This is a genomic window from Bacillus sp. EU63, assembly GCF_038592915.1.
In the GTDB taxonomy this organism is placed as follows: domain Bacteria; phylum Bacillota; class Bacilli; order Bacillales; family Bacillaceae; genus Bacillus; species Bacillus velezensis.
Window position 1 is genome coordinate 130,254 of the sequence record NZ_CP151944.1, and the last position, 16,283, is coordinate 146,536.

General features: G+C 43.5%; 27 protein-coding genes. All 27 read left to right on the top strand.

The annotated features are described in order from the left end of the window. Positions 1-100 precede the first annotated feature (100 nt). The 27 genes from rpsL to secY all read left to right on the top strand — a co-directional run bounded on the left by rpsL (position 101) and on the right by secY (position 16,246). Positions 101-517, top strand: coding sequence for a 30S ribosomal protein S12 (gene rpsL / locus NYE38_RS00700; RefSeq protein ID WP_003156445.1), 417 nt, complete (start codon positions 101-103; stop codon positions 515-517). 39 nt (positions 518-556) lie between these two features. Further along, positions 557-1,027, top strand: coding sequence for a 30S ribosomal protein S7 (gene rpsG / locus NYE38_RS00705; RefSeq protein WP_003156447.1), 471 nt, complete (start codon positions 557-559; stop codon positions 1,025-1,027). 52 nt (positions 1,028-1,079) lie between these two features. Continuing rightward, positions 1,080-3,158 (top strand): elongation factor G, encoded by a 2,079-nt coding sequence (fusA, locus tag NYE38_RS00710; RefSeq protein ID WP_007410399.1) that lies wholly within the window; start codon positions 1,080-1,082, stop codon positions 3,156-3,158. 119 nt (positions 3,159-3,277) lie between these two features. Continuing rightward, positions 3,278-4,468, top strand: a complete 1,191-nt coding sequence (gene tuf / locus NYE38_RS00715; RefSeq protein WP_007410400.1) for an elongation factor Tu — start codon at positions 3,278-3,280, stop codon at positions 4,466-4,468. Between the two features lie 103 nt (positions 4,469-4,571). Beyond that, positions 4,572-5,537, top strand: a complete 966-nt coding sequence (locus NYE38_RS00720) for an alpha/beta hydrolase (RefSeq protein ID WP_340801498.1) — start codon at positions 4,572-4,574, stop codon at positions 5,535-5,537. Positions 5,538-5,785: 248 nt separating this feature from the next. Further along, positions 5,786-6,094 carry a 30S ribosomal protein S10 gene (gene rpsJ / locus NYE38_RS00725; protein WP_003156464.1) on the top strand — a complete coding sequence of 103 codons (309 nt, stop codon included), beginning with the start codon at positions 5,786-5,788 and terminating at the stop codon, positions 6,092-6,094. 39 nt (positions 6,095-6,133) lie between these two features. Continuing rightward, entirely contained in the window at positions 6,134-6,763 is a 630-nt protein-coding gene (gene rplC, locus NYE38_RS00730) for a 50S ribosomal protein L3 (protein ID WP_007410402.1), read from the top strand. Between the two features lie 27 nt (positions 6,764-6,790). Next, positions 6,791-7,414 carry a 50S ribosomal protein L4 gene (gene rplD / locus NYE38_RS00735; protein ID WP_007615239.1) on the top strand — a complete coding sequence of 208 codons (624 nt, stop codon included), beginning with the start codon at positions 6,791-6,793 and terminating at the stop codon, positions 7,412-7,414. Beyond that, positions 7,414-7,701 carry a 50S ribosomal protein L23 gene (gene rplW / locus NYE38_RS00740; protein ID WP_003156467.1) on the top strand — a complete coding sequence of 96 codons (288 nt, stop codon included), beginning with the start codon at positions 7,414-7,416 and terminating at the stop codon, positions 7,699-7,701. The genes rplD and rplW overlap by 1 nt, the downstream gene beginning before the upstream one ends. Before the next feature lie 31 nt (positions 7,702-7,732). Continuing rightward, a complete protein-coding gene (gene rplB, locus NYE38_RS00745) occupies positions 7,733-8,566 on the top strand; it encodes a 50S ribosomal protein L2 (protein ID WP_003156470.1) in 834 nt (277 codons plus the stop codon). A gap of 57 nt (positions 8,567-8,623) precedes the next feature. Then, the gene (gene rpsS, locus NYE38_RS00750; RefSeq protein ID WP_003156472.1) at positions 8,624-8,902 is read left to right on the top strand and encodes a 30S ribosomal protein S19; all 279 of its coding nucleotides are present in this window, start codon (positions 8,624-8,626) and stop codon (positions 8,900-8,902) included. A 16-nt stretch (positions 8,903-8,918) separates the two neighbouring features. Next, positions 8,919-9,260: a 50S ribosomal protein L22 gene (rplV, locus tag NYE38_RS00755; protein WP_003156475.1), complete on the top strand. Its 342-nt coding sequence runs from the start codon at positions 8,919-8,921 to the stop codon at positions 9,258-9,260. Positions 9,261-9,263: 3 nt separating this feature from the next. Next, complete coding sequence (gene rpsC / locus NYE38_RS00760) at positions 9,264-9,920, top strand: 30S ribosomal protein S3 (RefSeq protein ID WP_003156476.1); 657 nt, start codon at positions 9,264-9,266, stop codon at positions 9,918-9,920. Position 9,921: 1 nt separating this feature from the next. Beyond that, the gene (rplP, locus tag NYE38_RS00765; protein WP_003156478.1) at positions 9,922-10,356 is read left to right on the top strand and encodes a 50S ribosomal protein L16; all 435 of its coding nucleotides are present in this window, start codon (positions 9,922-9,924) and stop codon (positions 10,354-10,356) included. Continuing rightward, complete coding sequence (gene rpmC, locus NYE38_RS00770) at positions 10,346-10,546, top strand: 50S ribosomal protein L29 (RefSeq protein WP_003156482.1); 201 nt, start codon at positions 10,346-10,348, stop codon at positions 10,544-10,546. The genes rplP and rpmC overlap by 11 nt, the downstream gene beginning before the upstream one ends. Positions 10,547-10,568: 22 nt before the next feature. Next, positions 10,569-10,832, top strand: coding sequence for a 30S ribosomal protein S17 (gene rpsQ, locus NYE38_RS00775; RefSeq protein ID WP_003156484.1), 264 nt, complete (start codon positions 10,569-10,571; stop codon positions 10,830-10,832). 40 nt (positions 10,833-10,872) lie between these two features. Next, the gene (gene rplN, locus NYE38_RS00780) at positions 10,873-11,241 is read left to right on the top strand and encodes a 50S ribosomal protein L14 (protein ID WP_007410404.1); all 369 of its coding nucleotides are present in this window, start codon (positions 10,873-10,875) and stop codon (positions 11,239-11,241) included. Between the two features lie 36 nt (positions 11,242-11,277). After that, a complete protein-coding gene (gene rplX, locus NYE38_RS00785; protein WP_003156486.1) occupies positions 11,278-11,589 on the top strand; it encodes a 50S ribosomal protein L24 in 312 nt (103 codons plus the stop codon). 26 nt (positions 11,590-11,615) lie between these two features. Continuing rightward, entirely contained in the window at positions 11,616-12,155 is a 540-nt protein-coding gene (gene rplE, locus NYE38_RS00790; RefSeq protein ID WP_003156487.1) for a 50S ribosomal protein L5, read from the top strand. 22 nt (positions 12,156-12,177) lie between these two features. Further along, positions 12,178-12,363, top strand: a complete 186-nt coding sequence (gene rpsN, locus NYE38_RS00795; RefSeq protein WP_003156488.1) for a 30S ribosomal protein S14 — start codon at positions 12,178-12,180, stop codon at positions 12,361-12,363. Positions 12,364-12,394: 31 nt separating this feature from the next. Next, complete coding sequence (rpsH, locus tag NYE38_RS00800) at positions 12,395-12,793, top strand: 30S ribosomal protein S8 (protein ID WP_003156489.1); 399 nt, start codon at positions 12,395-12,397, stop codon at positions 12,791-12,793. Between the two features lie 30 nt (positions 12,794-12,823). Next, complete coding sequence (gene rplF / locus NYE38_RS00805; protein ID WP_003156490.1) at positions 12,824-13,363, top strand: 50S ribosomal protein L6; 540 nt, start codon at positions 12,824-12,826, stop codon at positions 13,361-13,363. Positions 13,364-13,397: 34 nt separating this feature from the next. Further along, positions 13,398-13,760 carry a 50S ribosomal protein L18 gene (gene rplR / locus NYE38_RS00810; protein ID WP_003156492.1) on the top strand — a complete coding sequence of 121 codons (363 nt, stop codon included), beginning with the start codon at positions 13,398-13,400 and terminating at the stop codon, positions 13,758-13,760. A gap of 24 nt (positions 13,761-13,784) precedes the next feature. Next, positions 13,785-14,285, top strand: a complete 501-nt coding sequence (gene rpsE, locus NYE38_RS00815) for a 30S ribosomal protein S5 (RefSeq protein WP_003156493.1) — start codon at positions 13,785-13,787, stop codon at positions 14,283-14,285. A 13-nt stretch (positions 14,286-14,298) separates the two neighbouring features. Then, positions 14,299-14,478: a 50S ribosomal protein L30 gene (gene rpmD / locus NYE38_RS00820; RefSeq protein ID WP_003156497.1), complete on the top strand. Its 180-nt coding sequence runs from the start codon at positions 14,299-14,301 to the stop codon at positions 14,476-14,478. A gap of 30 nt (positions 14,479-14,508) precedes the next feature. Further along, positions 14,509-14,949: a 50S ribosomal protein L15 gene (gene rplO / locus NYE38_RS00825; protein WP_007410405.1), complete on the top strand. Its 441-nt coding sequence runs from the start codon at positions 14,509-14,511 to the stop codon at positions 14,947-14,949. Position 14,950: 1 nt separating this feature from the next. Next, a complete protein-coding gene (gene secY / locus NYE38_RS00830) occupies positions 14,951-16,246 on the top strand; it encodes a preprotein translocase subunit SecY (RefSeq protein WP_007410406.1) in 1,296 nt (431 codons plus the stop codon). The last annotated feature ends 37 nt before the right edge of the window (positions 16,247-16,283 follow it).

Sequence of the window (16,283 nt, forward strand, 5' to 3'; positions counted from 1 at the left end):
TATATAAGATATCAATCTTGTGTAAAGACATTGTTTTTTGCCTAATGATGAACCACCTGGGTATGTGGGTTATAAAACGTAATGAAGGGAGGAACACAACATGCCTACAATTAATCAGCTAATTCGCAAGGGACGCGTGAGCAAAGTTGAAAACTCTAAGTCACCTGCACTAAACAAAGGATACAACAGCTTTAAAAAAGAGCACACTAACGTATCTTCTCCACAAAAACGCGGGGTATGTACTCGTGTGGGTACAATGACACCGAAAAAACCGAACTCAGCACTTCGTAAATACGCTCGTGTTCGTTTGACTAACGGAATCGAGGTTACTGCCTACATTCCTGGTATCGGTCACAACCTGCAAGAGCACAGCGTTGTACTGATCCGCGGCGGACGTGTAAAAGACTTACCGGGGGTACGCTACCACATCGTTCGTGGCGCGCTTGATACTGCCGGAGTTGAAAACCGTGCGCAAGGCCGTTCTAAATACGGTACGAAACGTCCTAAAGCAAAGTAATCAAATAAATCATTAAAACTATGAAGGGAGGATATTCAGATGCCACGTAAAGGTCCTGTAGCAAAAAGAGATGTTTTACCTGATCCGCTTTACAACTCTAAGCTGGTATCCCGCCTGATCAACAAAATGATGATCGACGGTAAAAAAGGTAAATCTCAAACAATCCTATACAAGTCATTCGATATCATTAAAGAACGCACTGGCAATGATGCAATGGAGGTTTTCGAACAAGCATTGAAAAACATCATGCCTGTACTTGAAGTAAAAGCACGCCGTGTAGGTGGAGCTAACTACCAAGTGCCTGTAGAAGTTCGTCCTGAACGCCGTACAACTCTTGGTCTTCGCTGGTTGGTTAACTATGCGCGTCTTCGCGGAGAAAAAACAATGGAAGAGCGCCTGGCTAACGAAATTCTTGATGCAGCTAACAACACTGGTGCTGCCGTTAAGAAACGTGAAGACACTCACAAGATGGCAGAAGCGAACAAAGCATTTGCTCACTACCGCTGGTAGGATTCATATAATCAAAATAATAATTCCCTAATAAGGAAGGAGAAATTACCCAATGGCAAGAGAGTTCTCCTTAGAAAAAACTCGTAATATCGGGATCATGGCTCACATCGATGCCGGTAAAACGACTACTACAGAACGGATCTTGTTCTACACAGGCCGTATCCACAAAATTGGCGAAACTCACGAAGGTGCTTCGCAAATGGACTGGATGGAGCAGGAACAAGAACGCGGTATCACAATCACTTCTGCAGCAACGACTGCACAGTGGAAAGGTTACCGTGTAAACATCATCGATACACCGGGACACGTAGACTTCACAGTTGAAGTTGAACGTTCACTCCGTGTACTTGATGGTGCGGTTGCCGTACTTGATGCTCAATCAGGTGTTGAGCCTCAGACAGAAACAGTATGGCGCCAAGCAACAACTTACGGAGTACCGCGTGTTGTATTTGTCAACAAAATGGACAAAATCGGCGCAGACTTCCTTTACTCTGTAGGCACTTTAAGAGACCGTCTTCAAGCTAACGCTCACGCAATTCAATTGCCGATCGGTGCTGAAGACAACTTCGAAGGTATCATCGACTTAGTAGAAAACGTTGCGTATTTCTACGAAGATGACCTTGGAACTCGTTCAGATGCGAAAGAAATCCCTGAAGAGTACAAAGAGCAAGCTGAAGAGCTTCGCAGCAGCCTGATTGAAGCTGTAGCTGAGCTTGATGAAGAGCTTATGGAAAAGTACCTTGAAGGTGAAGAAATCACTATCCCTGAACTGAAAGCTGCTATCCGTAAAGGTACACTGAATGTTGAATTCTACCCTGTACTTGTTGGTTCTGCTTTCAAAAACAAAGGTGTTCAGCTTGTACTTGATGCTGTTCTTGACTACCTTCCTGCGCCAACTGATGTTGCTGCAATCAAAGGTGTACGTCCTGATACAGATGAAGAGATCGTTCGTCATTCTTCTGATGAAGAGCCGTTCTCTGCACTTGCATTTAAAGTTATGACTGACCCTTATGTCGGTAAGCTGACATTCTTCCGCGTATATTCCGGTACACTTGATTCCGGTTCATATGTAAAGAACTCTACAAAAGGCAAGCGTGAGCGCGTAGGACGTATCCTTCAAATGCACGCTAACAGCCGTGAAGAGATCTCTACTGTTTACGCTGGAGACATCGCAGCTGCTGTAGGTCTAAAAGATACTTCTACTGGAGATACTCTATGTGATGAGAAGGATCTTGTAATCCTTGAATCAATGGAATTCCCAGAGCCTGTTATCGACGTAGCGATTGAGCCTAAATCAAAAGCTGACCAAGATAAAATGGGTATCGCTTTAGCGAAACTTGCTGAAGAAGATCCTACTTTTCGTACACAAACAAACCCTGAAACGGGTCAAACAATCATCTCTGGTATGGGTGAGCTTCACCTTGATATCATTGTTGATCGTATGAAGCGTGAGTTTAAAGTTGAAGCTAACGTTGGTGCTCCTCAAGTTGCGTACCGTGAGACATTCCGTACCGGTGCAAAAGTTGAAGGTAAATTCGTACGTCAATCAGGCGGACGCGGTCAGTTCGGTCACGTTTGGATCGAATTTGAACCGAACGAAGAAGGCGCTGGCTTTGAATTCGAAAACGCAATCGTCGGTGGTGTTGTTCCTCGTGAATACATCCCAGCCGTACAAGCAGGTCTTGAAGACTCTCTTGAAAATGGTGTCCTAGCCGGATTCCCGCTAATCGACATCAAGGCGAAACTTTTTGATGGATCTTACCATGATGTTGACTCAAACGAAATGGCGTTTAAAGTCGCTGCTTCTATGGCATTGAAAAATGCAGTCAGCAAATGTAACCCAGTTCTTCTTGAACCAATCATGAAAGTTGAAGTTGTTATTCCTGAAGAATACATGGGAGACATCATGGGTGATGTTACTTCTCGTCGCGGACGCGTAGAAGGTATGGAAGCTCGCGGTAACGCTCAAGTTGTGCGTGCGATGGTACCTCTTGCTGAAATGTTCGGTTACGCTACTGCCCTTCGTTCTAACACGCAAGGACGCGGTACGTTCACAATGTTCATGGATCACTACGAAGAAGTGCCGAAGAGCATCGCTGAAGAAATTATCAAAAAAAATAAAGGCGAATAATTGATTTTGCCACTTAACTCAAGTATAACTACTATTGTAAGATGAGGGAGTGAAAGCTTGCTTTCACTTTCTATCACTCTATACATTACTAATTAAAAGCTCTTAAGGAGGATTTTAGAATGGCTAAAGAAAAATTCGACCGTTCCAAATCACATGCCAATATCGGTACAATTGGACACGTTGACCATGGTAAAACAACATTAACTGCTGCTATCTCAACAGTACTTCATAAGAAATCTGGTAAAGGTACAGCTATGGCGTACGATCAAATTGATGGTGCTCCAGAAGAACGTGAGCGCGGTATCACAATCTCTACTGCACACGTTGAGTACGAAACTGACACTCGTCACTATGCACACGTTGACTGCCCAGGACACGCTGACTATGTTAAAAACATGATCACTGGTGCTGCGCAAATGGACGGAGCTATCCTTGTAGTATCTGCTGCTGATGGCCCAATGCCACAAACTCGTGAGCACATCCTTCTTTCTAAAAACGTTGGTGTACCATACATCGTAGTATTCCTTAACAAATGCGACATGGTAGACGACGAAGAGCTTCTTGAGCTTGTTGAAATGGAAGTTCGCGATCTTCTTAGCGAATACGACTTCCCTGGTGATGATGTACCAGTTGTTAAAGGTTCTGCTCTTAAAGCTCTTGAAGGCGATGCTGAGTACGAAGAAAAAATTCTTGAACTTATGGCTGCAGTTGATGAGTACATCCCAACTCCAGAACGTGACACTGACAAACCATTCATGATGCCAGTTGAGGACGTATTCTCAATCACTGGTCGTGGTACAGTTGCTACTGGCCGTGTAGAACGCGGACAAGTTAAAGTCGGTGACGAAGTTGAAATCATCGGTCTTCAAGAAGAAAACAGCAAAACAACTGTTACAGGTGTTGAAATGTTCCGTAAGCTTCTTGACTACGCTGAAGCTGGAGACAACATCGGTGCACTTCTTCGCGGTGTAGCTCGTGAAGACATCCAACGTGGACAAGTACTTGCTAAACCAGGTACAATCACTCCACACAGCAAATTCAAAGCTGAAGTTTACGTTCTTTCTAAAGAAGAGGGTGGACGTCATACTCCATTCTTCTCTAACTACCGTCCTCAGTTCTACTTCCGTACAACTGACGTAACTGGTATCATCAATCTTCCAGAAGGCGTAGAAATGGTTATGCCTGGAGATAACACTGAAATGATCGTTGAACTTATCTCTACAATCGCTATCGAAGAAGGAACTCGTTTCTCTATTCGTGAAGGCGGACGTACAGTTGGTTCAGGCGTTGTTTCTACAATCACTGAGTAATCGACTCGTTCATTAATGCGGGGTCCCTTATGGGGCCTCGTTTTTTTGTTTCCCCGCTGATTCCATGTATAATAGAACGTATACAAATTTTAGGAGCAGAGCGATGATCGATAACTTCAAGAAAACCAATCGTATTTCAATGCTTCAGCAATTGCTGATTAATGGCAGTGAACAAACCATTATGATTAATGGTGATGACAGGAGTAATCCGCTGCTTTTGTTTTTGCACGGCGGTCCCGGCACGCCTCAAATCGGCTATGCGAGAAAATACCAGAATAAGCTGGAAAAGCATTTCACCGTTGTGAACTGGGATCAGAGAGGGGCGGGTCTCTCTTATTCAAAGGAAATTCCGGGTTCATCTATGACTTTGGATCAGCTGACAGCCGATACCATTCATTTGACCGAACGCTTATGCAAGCAATTCAGCAGGCAAAAAATATATATCGCCGGCTATTCGTGGGGTTCAGTTCTGGCGCTTCATGTTCTTCAAGAAAGGCCTGATTTGTATTATGGGTATATCGGTATCAGTCAGGTGGTTAATATTCAAAAGGAAGAAACGGAAGCTTACCGGCTGATGATGGAATGGAGCAGGCAACGCAAACATTTCCTGCTGGAAAAGACGCTGAGTTTTATCGGAGCGCCTCCATGGGAGAAACAGCTGCAGCGAACGTTGTTTCTGCTTTGTATCGAGATGAGGGGAGGGGGCTTTACCCATCATCCGATCGGAGCTCTTAAAGCAGGGGGGCGAATGCTGTTTGGTGAACCGTACGGTGTGAGAGGGAGCTTCTTAGCCGCGAAGGGACAAATGTTCAGCCTGAAACACCTGTGGGAGGATCTCATTTTCTTTGATGCCTGGGAATCAGTTTCTTCTATTATAATACCGTGCTGTTTTATGACAGGGAGATACGATTTGACGGTCCCGGGGACGACGTCTTATGAATATTATCAGAAGGTTGATGCGCCGTATAAAGAATGGCATTGGTTTGAGAACTCAGCCCATTCGCCTCACTTGGAGGAACCGGATCGCTTTGCCGAAGTTGTCAGCCGGTTCGCATCGTTCCATCTCTGAAAGAAAACAGGCATATCCTTGATTAATCATGGTATCACCTGTATAATAATCAAAGTGTGAAAATCACAAGGTTCTTTAAATAAACCTTGCAACATACGTCTATTTTCTGTATAATAGTGTATGTTGGTCTTTGACTGCGATGAAGTGAGAGGTTGCTGACACACCCGGCCGCTTTGCCATGGCAAGGTGATCAGGTTTTTCTCACGGAGAACTGTCTAACGTGATGTAGGCGAAAAGGAGGGAAAATAATGGCAAAACAAAAAATTCGTATTCGTTTAAAAGCATATGATCATAGAATCCTTGATCAATCTGCAGAGAAGATTGTTGAAACGGCAAAACGTTCTGGTGCCAGCGTATCTGGTCCGATTCCGTTGCCAACTGAAAAATCAGTTTACACAATCCTTCGTGCGGTGCACAAATACAAAGATTCTCGTGAGCAATTTGAAATGCGTACACATAAACGTTTAATCGACATTGTGAACCCAACACCACAAACTGTTGATGCTCTCATGCGATTAGACTTACCATCTGGTGTCGATATCGAAATCAAACTTTAATTCTAAAATATAGAATGATCTTAATAGGAGGTGTGACGAATGACCAAAGGAATCTTAGGAAGAAAAATTGGTATGACGCAAGTATTCGCAGAGAACGGTGATCTTATCCCGGTAACTGTTATTGAAGCAGCTCCAAACGTTGTTCTTCAAAAGAAAACAGCTGAAAATGATGGCTATGAAGCGATCCAGCTTGGTTTTGACGATAAGCGTGAAAAGCTTTCAAACAAACCGGAAAAAGGACACGTTGCAAAAGCGGAAACTGCTCCTAAGCGCTTCGTTAAAGAATTACGCGGCGTGGATATGGATGCGTATGAAATTGGTCAGGAAGTCAAGGTTGAAATTTTCTCTGCAGGAGAAATCGTAGATGTAACAGGAGTATCTAAAGGTAAAGGTTTCCAAGGTGCGATCAAGCGCCACGGGCAATCTCGCGGACCTATGTCTCACGGTTCACGCTACCACCGTCGTCCTGGTTCAATGGGACCTGTAGATCCTAACCGTGTATTCAAAGGTAAACTATTACCTGGACGCATGGGCGGAGATCAAATCACTGTCCAAAACCTCGAAATCGTAAAAGTAGATGCTGAGCGCAATCTTCTTTTGATTAAAGGTAACGTACCTGGTGCGAGAAAAACTTTAATCACTGTTAAAAGTGCTGTTAAATCTAAATAAGTCTCTTAGGAAAGGAGGAAATTGATCATGCCAAAAGTAGCATTATACAACCAAAACGGTTCTACTGCTGGTGATATCGAATTAAACGCGTCTGTATTTGGAATTGAGCCAAATGAGAGCGTAGTATTCGACGCTATTCTTATGCAAAGAGCTTCCTTACGTCAAGGATCTCACAAAGTAAAAAATCGTTCTGAAGTACGCGGCGGAGGTCGCAAACCATGGCGTCAAAAAGGTACAGGTCGTGCCCGTCAAGGTTCAATCCGTTCACCGCAATGGCGCGGAGGTGGTGTCGTATTCGGCCCAACACCACGCAGCTATTCTTACAAATTACCTAAAAAAGTTCGCCGCTTGGCAATCAAATCAGTATTGTCTTCTAAAGTGAACGACAACAACATTATTGTTCTTGAAGATCTTACTCTTGATACGGTTAAAACAAAAGAAATGGCAGCTATCCTTAAAGGATTATCTGTTGAGAAAAAAGCTTTAATCGTAACTGCGGATGCAAACGAAGCAGTATCTCTTTCTGCACGCAACATCCCTGGAGTTACAGTTGTTCAAGCTAACGGAATCAACGTGTTAGACGTTGTCAACCACGAGAAGCTTCTGATTACAAAAGCTGCGGTTGAAAAAGTAGAGGAGGTGCTTGCATAATGAAAGATCCTCGTGATGTTCTTAAGCGCCCCGTCATTACTGAACGTTCTGCTGATTTAATGACTGAAAAAAAATATACTTTTGAAGTTGATGTAAGAGCTAACAAAACAGAAGTGAAAGATGCAGTTGAAAGTATCTTTGGAGTGAAAGTTGACAAAGTCAACATCATGAACTACAAAGGGAAATCAAAACGTGTCGGCCGCTACACTGGTATGACTAGCCGTCGCAGAAAAGCGATCGTAAAACTTACTGCAGACAGCAAAGAAATCGAAATTTTTGAAGCTTAATTATCTGTAAAAAGAAGGAGGGAAATTCAAAATGGCGATTAAAAAGTATAAACCGACCTCTAACGGACGTCGTGGCATGACAACTTCAGATTTTGCTGAAATCACGACTGACCAGCCGGAAAAATCCTTGCTTGCGCCCCTTCACAAAAAAGGCGGACGTAACAACCAAGGTAAATTGACTGTACGTCACCAAGGTGGCGGACACAAACGCCAATACCGTGTTATCGACTTCAAACGCGATAAAGATGGTATACCTGGACGCGTTGCTACAGTTGAGTACGATCCAAACCGTTCAGCTAACATTGCACTAATCAACTATGTAGACGGAGAAAAACGTTACATTCTTGCACCAAAAGGAATTCAAGTAGGTACTGAAATCATGTCCGGCCCTGAAGCTGACATCAAAGTAGGTAACGCACTTCCGCTTATCAACATTCCTGTTGGTACAGTTGTGCATAACATTGAATTAAAACCTGGTAAAGGCGGACAGCTTGTACGTTCAGCTGGTACATCTGCTCAGGTTCTTGGTAAAGAAGGCAAATACGTTCTTGTACGTCTTAACTCTGGTGAAGTTCGCATGATCCTTTCTGCTTGCCGCGCTTCTATCGGTCAAGTAGGTAACGAGCAGCACGAACTGATCAACGTTGGTAAAGCAGGACGCTCTCGCTGGAAAGGCATCCGCCCTACAGTCCGCGGTTCTGTAATGAACCCTAACGATCACCCGCACGGTGGTGGTGAAGGTCGCGCGCCAATCGGACGTAAATCACCAATGTCTCCTTGGGGCAAACCGACTCTTGGATTCAAGACACGTAAGAAAAAGAACAAATCTGATAAATTTATCGTACGTCGTCGTAAAAATAAATAACGGGGTTGTCTACGGTTCATTTCGGACCGTAGTGCAATCACGAAGGGAGGTTCCAAAATGGCTCGCAGCTTGAAAAAAGGACCATTTGTCGATGGACACTTGATGACAAAAATCGAGAAATTAAATGAAACGGACAAGAAACAAGTTGTAAAAACTTGGTCTCGCCGTTCAACTATTTTCCCACAATTTATCGGTCACACTATCGCAGTATATGACGGACGTAAACACGTGCCTGTATTCATTTCTGAAGACATGGTAGGCCACAAGTTGGGCGAATTCGCACCGACTCGTACTTACAAAGGCCACGCCAGTGACGATAAAAAAACAAGACGCTAAGAGAGGAGGCTTTTAAATGCAAGCTAAAGCTGTTGCAAGAACAGTCCGTATTGCTCCTCGTAAAGCACGTCTAGTAATGGACCTGATTCGAGGTAAGCAAGTAGGCGAAGCAGTATCTATCCTGAACTTAACTCCGAGAGCTGCTTCTCCGATCATCGAAAAAGTTTTAAAATCTGCTATCGCAAATGCTGAGCACAACTACGAGATGGACGCTAACAATCTGGTTATTTCTCAGGCATTTGTTGACGAAGGCCCAACGTTAAAAAGATTCCGCCCGCGTGCTATGGGACGTGCGAGCCAAATCAACAAACGTACGAGCCACATTACAATCGTTGTATCAGAAAAGAAGGAGGGATAAGTAGTGGGTCAAAAGGTAAATCCAGTCGGTCTTCGTATCGGAGTCATTCGTGATTGGGAATCTAAGTGGTACGCTGGTAAAGATTACGCTGACTTCCTGCACGAAGATTTAAAAATTCGTGAATTCATTAGCAAACGCCTTTCTGACGCTTCTGTTTCTAAAGTAGAAATCGAGCGCGCAGCAAACCGCGTTAACATTACGATCCACACTGCTAAGCCTGGTATGGTAATCGGTAAAGGCGGATCTGAAGTTGAAGCACTTCGTAAAGCCCTTAACAGCCTTACTGGCAAGCGTGTACACATTAACATTCTTGAAATCAAAAGAGCAGATCTTGATGCTCAGCTTGTAGCTGACAACATCGCTCGTCAACTAGAAAACCGTATTTCTTTCCGCCGTGCGCAGAAACAACAAATCCAACGCACTATGCGTGCTGGAGCACAAGGTGTGAAAACAATGGTTTCCGGCCGTCTTGGCGGAGCTGACATTGCTCGTTCTGAATACTACAGTGAAGGAACTGTTCCATTGCACACTTTACGTGCTGACATCGACTATGCAACATCTGAAGCTGACACAACTTACGGTAAGCTTGGTGTAAAAGTCTGGATCTATCGTGGAGAGGTTCTTCCTACTAAGAAGAAAACTGAGGAAGGAGGAAAATAATATGTTATTACCAAAACGCGTTAAATATCGCAGAGAGCATCGCGGAAAAATGCGCGGTCGCGCTAAAGGCGGTACTGAAGTACATTTTGGTGAGTACGGTATCCAGGCTCTTGAAGCTTCTTGGATCACAAACCGCCAAATCGAAGCTGCACGTATTGCGATGACTCGTTACATGAAACGTGGCGGTAAAGTTTGGATTAAAATTTTCCCTTCAAAACCTTACACTGCTAAACCGCTTGAGGTACGGATGGGTTCCGGTAAAGGGGCTCCTGAAGGCTGGGTAGCTGTTGTAAAACCGGGCAAAGTTTTATTTGAAATTTCTGGTGTGTCTGAAGAGGTAGCTCGTGAAGCTCTTCGTCTTGCATCTCACAAATTGCCAATTAAAACGAAGTTCGTAAAACGTGAAGAAATTGGTGGTGAATCAAATGAAAGCTAATGAAATTCGTGACCTTACCACTGCTGAAATTGAACAAAAAGTAAAGTCTCTTAAAGAAGAACTTTTCAATCTTCGCTTTCAATTAGCGACAGGACAACTTGAAAATACTGCTCGCATTCGTGAAGTGCGCAAAGCTATCGCGCGCATGAAAACTGTGATTCGTGAAAGAGAAATTGCTGCCAACAAATAATCACTGAGGGGAGGTCGTGAGCATGAGCGAACGTAACCAACGCAAAGTTTACCAAGGCCGTGTTGTTTCTGACAAAATGGATAAAACCATCACTGTTGTTGTTGAAACATACAAAAAGGATCCTATTTACGGTAAACGCGTAAAATACTCAAAGAAATTCAAAGCACATGATGAAAATAACCAAGCTAAAATCGGAGACATCGTAAAGATCATGGAAACTCGTCCATTATCTGCAACTAAGCGTTTTCGTCTAGTAGAAGTTGTCGAAGAAGCTGTTATTATCTAATAAAGTTCGGAATTCTTTTTCCGAAGGGAGGTAACAAATAATGATTCAACAAGAGACTCGTTTAAAAGTTGCTGACAACTCCGGTGCGCGTGAGGTACTTACTATTAAAGTTCTTGGCGGTTCTGGACGTAAAACGGCTAACATTGGTGATGTAATTGTTTGCACGGTTAAACAAGCAACACCAGGAGGCGTTGTCAAAAAAGGTGAAGTCGTAAGAGCTGTTATCGTTCGCACAAAAAGCGGAGCACGCAGAACTGACGGATCATACATCAGCTTCGATGAGAATGCATGTGTTATCATCCGTGACGACAAGAGCCCGCGTGGAACTCGTATCTTCGGACCGGTTGCCCGTGAATTACGTGAAAACAACTTCATGAAAATTGTTTCTCTGGCTCCAGAAGTTATCTAATGAAATAAATGCCTTACTCAAGGAGGTGCGATCAGGATGCATGTGAAAAAAGGCGATAAAGTAATGGTTATCTCTGGTAAAGATAAAGGCAAACAAGGTACGATCCTTGCTGCTTTCCCTAAAAAGGACCGCGTTCTAGTTGAGGGCGTAAACATGGTGAAGAAGCACTCTAAACCAACTCAAGCAAACCCTCAAGGCGGTATTTCTAATCAAGAGGCGCCAATTCATGTATCAAACGTTATGCCGCTCGATCCTAAAACAGGTGAAGTGACTCGCGTAGGATACAAAGTGGAAGATGGCAAAAAAGTTCGTGTTGCAAAAAAATCTGGGCAAGTCTTAGATAAATAGTATTTAAAGGAAGGGAGGTCTATCTCATGAACCGCCTTAAAGAAAAGTACAATAAAGAAATTTCACCTGCTTTAATGACGAAGTTCAACTACGACTCTGTTATGCAGGTGCCAAAAATCGAAAAAATCGTAATCAACATGGGTGTCGGTGATGCTGTTCAAAACGCAAAAGCAATCGACAGTGCTGTTGAAGAATTAACGTTTATCGCAGGTCAAAAACCTGTCGTTACTCGTGCGAAGAAATCAATTGCTGGATTCCGTCTTCGTGAGGGAATGCCTATCGGTGCGAAAGTAACTCTTCGCGGAGAGCGCATGTATGATTTCCTTGATAAACTTATTTCTGTATCTTTACCGCGTGTACGTGACTTCCGCGGGATTTCTAAGAAATCTTTTGACGGTCGCGGAAACTACACTCTTGGTATCAAAGAACAGTTAATCTTCCCTGAAATTGACTACGATAAAGTAACAAAGGTTCGCGGAATGGACATCGTTATCGTAACGACTGCTAACTCTGACGAAGAGGCTCGTGAGCTATTAACTCAAGTAGGTATGCCGTTCCAGAAATAATCAATGAAAGGGAGGCGAAATCGTGGCTAAAAAGTCAATGATTGCGAAACAACAACGTACACCAAAGTTTAAAGTGCAAGAGTACACTCGCTGTGAACGCTGCGGACGTCCGCACTCAGTCATTCGTAAATTTAAACTTTGCCGTATTTGTTTCCGTGAGCTTGCATATAAAGGACAAATTCCTGGCGTGAAAAAAGCCAGCTGGTAATCCCCAAGAATGGGAAGGAGGTAATTATATAATGGTTATGACAGATCCAATTGCAGATATGCTGACTCGTATTCGCAATGCAAACATGGTACGTCATGAGAAGCTTGAAATTCCTGCTTCTAAATTGAAAAGAGAAATTGCTGACATTTTAAAGCGTGAAGGTTTCATTCGTGACGTTGAGTTCGTAGAAGACAGCAAACAAGGTATCATCCGCGTTTTCTTGAAATACGGACAAAACAACGAGCGCGTTATCACTGGTCTTAAAAGAATCAGCAAACCAGGTTTGCGTGTATACGCTAAATCAAATGAAGTACCTCGCGTACTTAACGGTCTTGGAATCGCGATTATTTCTACATCACAAGGTGTTTTAACGGACAAAGAAGCCCGTGCAAAACAAGCTGGTGGAGAAGTTCTAGCATACGTTTGGTAAGAAGTTTAACAAGAATGGAGGTGTTTTAGTATGTCTCGTGTAGGAAAAAAACTGCTTGAGATCCCTTCTGGAGTTACAGTAACGCTGAACGAAGGCAACACTGTAGCTGTAAAAGGACCAAAAGGAGAATTAACTCGTACTTTCCATCCTGATATGGAAATCAAAATTGAGGACAACGTGCTTACAGTTACTCGTCCTTCTGATCACAAAGAGCACCGTGCGCTGCATGGTACGACTCGCAGTCTGCTTGGAAACATGGTTGAAGGCGTATCTAAAGGATTTGAAAGAGGTTTGGAATTAGTCGGTGTCGGTTATCGTGCGGCTAAATCCGGAAACAAACTTGTTTTAAACGTTGGATACTCTCACCCTGTTGAGATCGTTCCTGAAGAGGGCATCGAAATCGAAGTTCCTTCTCAAACTAAAGTAGTTGTAAAAGGTACAGACAAAGAGCGTGTAGGAGCTATCGCTGCTAACATCCGCGCTGTACGTTCTCCAGAGCCTTACAAAGGTAAAGGAATTCGCTACGAAGGTGAAGTTGTTCGCCGTAAAGAAGGTAAATCTGCTAAGTAAGACCGCTTAAAGTGAAGAAAGGAGTGACCTAAGGATGATTACGAAAACTAGCAAAAATGCTGCTCGTCAAAAAAGACATGCCCGTGTTCGTGCTAAACTTTCAGGCACAGCTGAAAGACCTCGTCTGAATGTGTTCCGTTCAAACAAACACATTTATGCTCAAATCATCGATGATGTAAATGGCGTTACACTTGCTAGTGCCTCTACTCTCGATAAAGATTTGAACGTGGAAAGCACTGGTGACAGCGCTGCTGCTGCTAAAGTCGGTGAACTCGTTGCGAAACGCGCTTCTGAGAAAGGTGTTTCTGACGTAGTATTTGACCGCGGTGGATACTTATACCATGGACGTGTAAAAGCTCTGGCCGATGCAGCTCGTGAAGCCGGACTGAAATTTTAATAAAAAAAGGAGGGACACATGATTATGCGTCGTATTGACCCAAGCAAATTAGAGTTAGAAGAACGCTTAGTTACGGTTAACCGCGTAGCGAAAGTTGTTAAAGGTGGTCGTCGTTTCCGTTTCGCAGCTCTAGTCGTTGTCGGTGACAAAAACGGTCACGTAGGTTTCGGTACTGGTAAAGCACAAGAAGTACCTGAAGCAATCCGCAAAGCTGTTGAAGATGCGAAAAAGAATTTGATTGAAGTACCAATGGTTGGAACTACGATTCCACACGAAATCATCGGACGTTTCGGTGCAGGCAATATCTTGTTGAAACCTGCTTCTGAAGGTACTGGAGTTATCGCTGGAGGCCCTGTACGTGCGGTACTTGAGCTTGCTGGCGTTGCTGATATCCTTTCTAAGTCTTTAGGTTCTAACACACCGATCAACATGATCCGTGCAACACTTCAAGGTTTAAGTGAGCTTAAACGTGCCGAAGAGGTTGCGAAGCTTCGTGGAAAATCTGTAGAAGAACTGTTAGGATAAGGAGGGAACATTAATGGCTAAATTAGAAATTACCCTCAAACGCAGTGTAATCGGTCGCCCGGAAGATCAGCGCGTTACTGTAAGAACACTTGGTTTAAAGAAAACAAACCAAACTGTCGTTCATGAAGATAACGCTGCGATCCGCGGTATGATTAATAAAGTATCTCATCTAGTTTCTGTTAAAGAACAATAAAAATAAATTATAGGCTAAGGAGGTGTCCTAATGAAACTTCATGAATTAAAGCCTTCAGAAGGTTCACGTAAAGTACGCAATCGCGTAGGTCGTGGTATTGGTTCTGGTAACGGTAAAACAGCTGGTAAAGGTCACAAAGGTCAAAACGCTCGTTCTGGCGGCGGTGTACGCCCTGGATTCGAGGGGGGACAAATGCCTTTATTCCAACGTCTTCCTAAACGCGGTTTTACAAACATCAACCGTAAGGATTACGCTATTGTGAACGTAGACAAATTGAACGGTTTTGCGGAAGGAACGGAAGTCACTCCTGAACTTCTTCTTGAGACTGGTGTTATTAGCAAACTTAATGCAGGAGTAAAGATTCTTGGCAACGGTAAATTAGAGAAAAAATTAACTGTAAAAGCCAATAAATTCTCTGCTTCTGCGAAAGAAGCTGTTGAAGCTGCTGGCGGTACAGCTGAGGTGATCTAACTTGTTTAAGACAATCTCCAACTTTATGCGTGTGAGTGATATTCGGAATAAAATCATTTTTACATTACTCATGCTTATCGTCTTTCGCATAGGTGCGTTTATCCCTGTGCCATATGTAAATGCTCAGGCGTTGCAGACACAAAGTTCGATGGGGGTTTTTGATCTCCTTAATACATTTGGCGGCGGTGCGCTTTATCAGTTCTCCATTTTTGCGATGGGAATTACGCCTTACATCACTGCTTCAATCATCATCCAGCTGCTTCAGATGGATGTTGTGCCGAAGTTTACCGAGTGGTCTAAGCAAGGTGAAGTCGGCCGCCGTAAATTAGCTCAGTTCACGAGATATTTTACGATTGTGCTTGGTTTTATCCAGGCATTAGGTATGTCTTACGGGTTTAACAACCTGGCAAACGGTATGCTGATTGAAAAATCCGGCATATCGACATATCTGATTATTGCTTTAGTACTCACTGGAGGAACTGCTTTTTTAATGTGGCTGGGAGAACAAATTACTTCCAATGGAGTAGGTAACGGAATTTCGATCATCATCTTCGCGGGGATTGTGGCTAGTATTCCGAAAACTGTTGGGCAGATTTATGAGACTCAATTTGTCGGCAGCAGCGATCAGCTGTTTATTCATATTGTAAAAATCGCCTTACTGGTGATTGCGATTTTGGCCGTTATTGTTGGTGTTATTTTCATTCAGCAGGCCGTACGCAAAATCGCGATTCAATATGCAAAAGGGCAAGGTCGTTCACCTGTTGGCGGAGGCCAGTCAACTCACCTTCCGCTTAAAGTGAATCCGGCAGGGGTTATTCCGGTAATCTTTGCGGTTGCGTTTCTTATTACGCCGCGTACTATCGCGTCATTTTTCGGAGAAAACGATGTGACAAAGTGGATTCAAGCCAACTTTGACAATACACATCCGGTGGGCATGGCGGTTTATGTCGCATTAATTATCGCCTTTACGTACTTCTATGCTTTTGTGCAGGTAAACCCTGAACAAATGGCTGATAACCTTAAAAAACAGGGTGGCTATATCCCGGGGGTTCGTCCAGGGAAAATGACTCAAGATAGAATTACGAGCATTTTGTATCGACTTACGTTTGTGGGTTCTATATTCTTAGCCGTGATTTCCATTCTTCCTATCTTTTTCATTCAATTCGCTGGATTGCCTCAAAGTGCACAGATTGGCGGAACATCATTGTTAATTGTCGTCGGGGTAGCCTTGGAGACAATGAAGCAGCTGGAGAGCCAGTTAGTGAAACGTAATTACCGAGGATTTATGAAAAATTAGAGGACTGGTTTTAACCATTCCTCTAAATAAGAGAGGA

What these genes read in the sequence shown, in the direction of transcription:
- rpsL (WP_003156445.1), top strand. Translation starts at nt 101, where the DNA reads ATGCCTACAATTAATCAGCTAATTCGCAAGGGACGCGTGAGCAAAGTT.
- rpsG (WP_003156447.1), top strand. Translation starts at nt 557, where the DNA reads ATGCCACGTAAAGGTCCTGTAGCAAAAAGAGATGTTTTACCTGATCCG.
- fusA (WP_007410399.1), top strand. Translation starts at nt 1,080, where the DNA reads ATGGCAAGAGAGTTCTCCTTAGAAAAAACTCGTAATATCGGGATCATG.
- tuf (WP_007410400.1), top strand. Translation starts at nt 3,278, where the DNA reads ATGGCTAAAGAAAAATTCGACCGTTCCAAATCACATGCCAATATCGGT.
- NYE38_RS00720 (WP_340801498.1), top strand. Translation starts at nt 4,572, where the DNA reads ATGATCGATAACTTCAAGAAAACCAATCGTATTTCAATGCTTCAGCAA.
- rpsJ (WP_003156464.1), top strand. Translation starts at nt 5,786, where the DNA reads ATGGCAAAACAAAAAATTCGTATTCGTTTAAAAGCATATGATCATAGA.
- rplC (WP_007410402.1), top strand. Translation starts at nt 6,134, where the DNA reads ATGACCAAAGGAATCTTAGGAAGAAAAATTGGTATGACGCAAGTATTC.
- rplD (WP_007615239.1), top strand. Translation starts at nt 6,791, where the DNA reads ATGCCAAAAGTAGCATTATACAACCAAAACGGTTCTACTGCTGGTGAT.
- rplW (WP_003156467.1), top strand. Translation starts at nt 7,414, where the DNA reads ATGAAAGATCCTCGTGATGTTCTTAAGCGCCCCGTCATTACTGAACGT.
- rplB (WP_003156470.1), top strand. Translation starts at nt 7,733, where the DNA reads ATGGCGATTAAAAAGTATAAACCGACCTCTAACGGACGTCGTGGCATG.
- rpsS (WP_003156472.1), top strand. Translation starts at nt 8,624, where the DNA reads ATGGCTCGCAGCTTGAAAAAAGGACCATTTGTCGATGGACACTTGATG.
- rplV (WP_003156475.1), top strand. Translation starts at nt 8,919, where the DNA reads ATGCAAGCTAAAGCTGTTGCAAGAACAGTCCGTATTGCTCCTCGTAAA.
- rplP (WP_003156478.1), top strand. Translation starts at nt 9,922, where the DNA reads ATGTTATTACCAAAACGCGTTAAATATCGCAGAGAGCATCGCGGAAAA.
- rpmC (WP_003156482.1), top strand. Translation starts at nt 10,346, where the DNA reads ATGAAAGCTAATGAAATTCGTGACCTTACCACTGCTGAAATTGAACAA.
- rpsQ (WP_003156484.1), top strand. Translation starts at nt 10,569, where the DNA reads ATGAGCGAACGTAACCAACGCAAAGTTTACCAAGGCCGTGTTGTTTCT.
- rplN (WP_007410404.1), top strand. Translation starts at nt 10,873, where the DNA reads ATGATTCAACAAGAGACTCGTTTAAAAGTTGCTGACAACTCCGGTGCG.
- rplX (WP_003156486.1), top strand. Translation starts at nt 11,278, where the DNA reads ATGCATGTGAAAAAAGGCGATAAAGTAATGGTTATCTCTGGTAAAGAT.
- rplE (WP_003156487.1), top strand. Translation starts at nt 11,616, where the DNA reads ATGAACCGCCTTAAAGAAAAGTACAATAAAGAAATTTCACCTGCTTTA.
- rpsH (WP_003156489.1), top strand. Translation starts at nt 12,395, where the DNA reads ATGGTTATGACAGATCCAATTGCAGATATGCTGACTCGTATTCGCAAT.
- rplF (WP_003156490.1), top strand. Translation starts at nt 12,824, where the DNA reads ATGTCTCGTGTAGGAAAAAAACTGCTTGAGATCCCTTCTGGAGTTACA.
- rplR (WP_003156492.1), top strand. Translation starts at nt 13,398, where the DNA reads ATGATTACGAAAACTAGCAAAAATGCTGCTCGTCAAAAAAGACATGCC.
- rpsE (WP_003156493.1), top strand. Translation starts at nt 13,785, where the DNA reads ATGCGTCGTATTGACCCAAGCAAATTAGAGTTAGAAGAACGCTTAGTT.
- rpmD (WP_003156497.1), top strand. Translation starts at nt 14,299, where the DNA reads ATGGCTAAATTAGAAATTACCCTCAAACGCAGTGTAATCGGTCGCCCG.
- rplO (WP_007410405.1), top strand. Translation starts at nt 14,509, where the DNA reads ATGAAACTTCATGAATTAAAGCCTTCAGAAGGTTCACGTAAAGTACGC.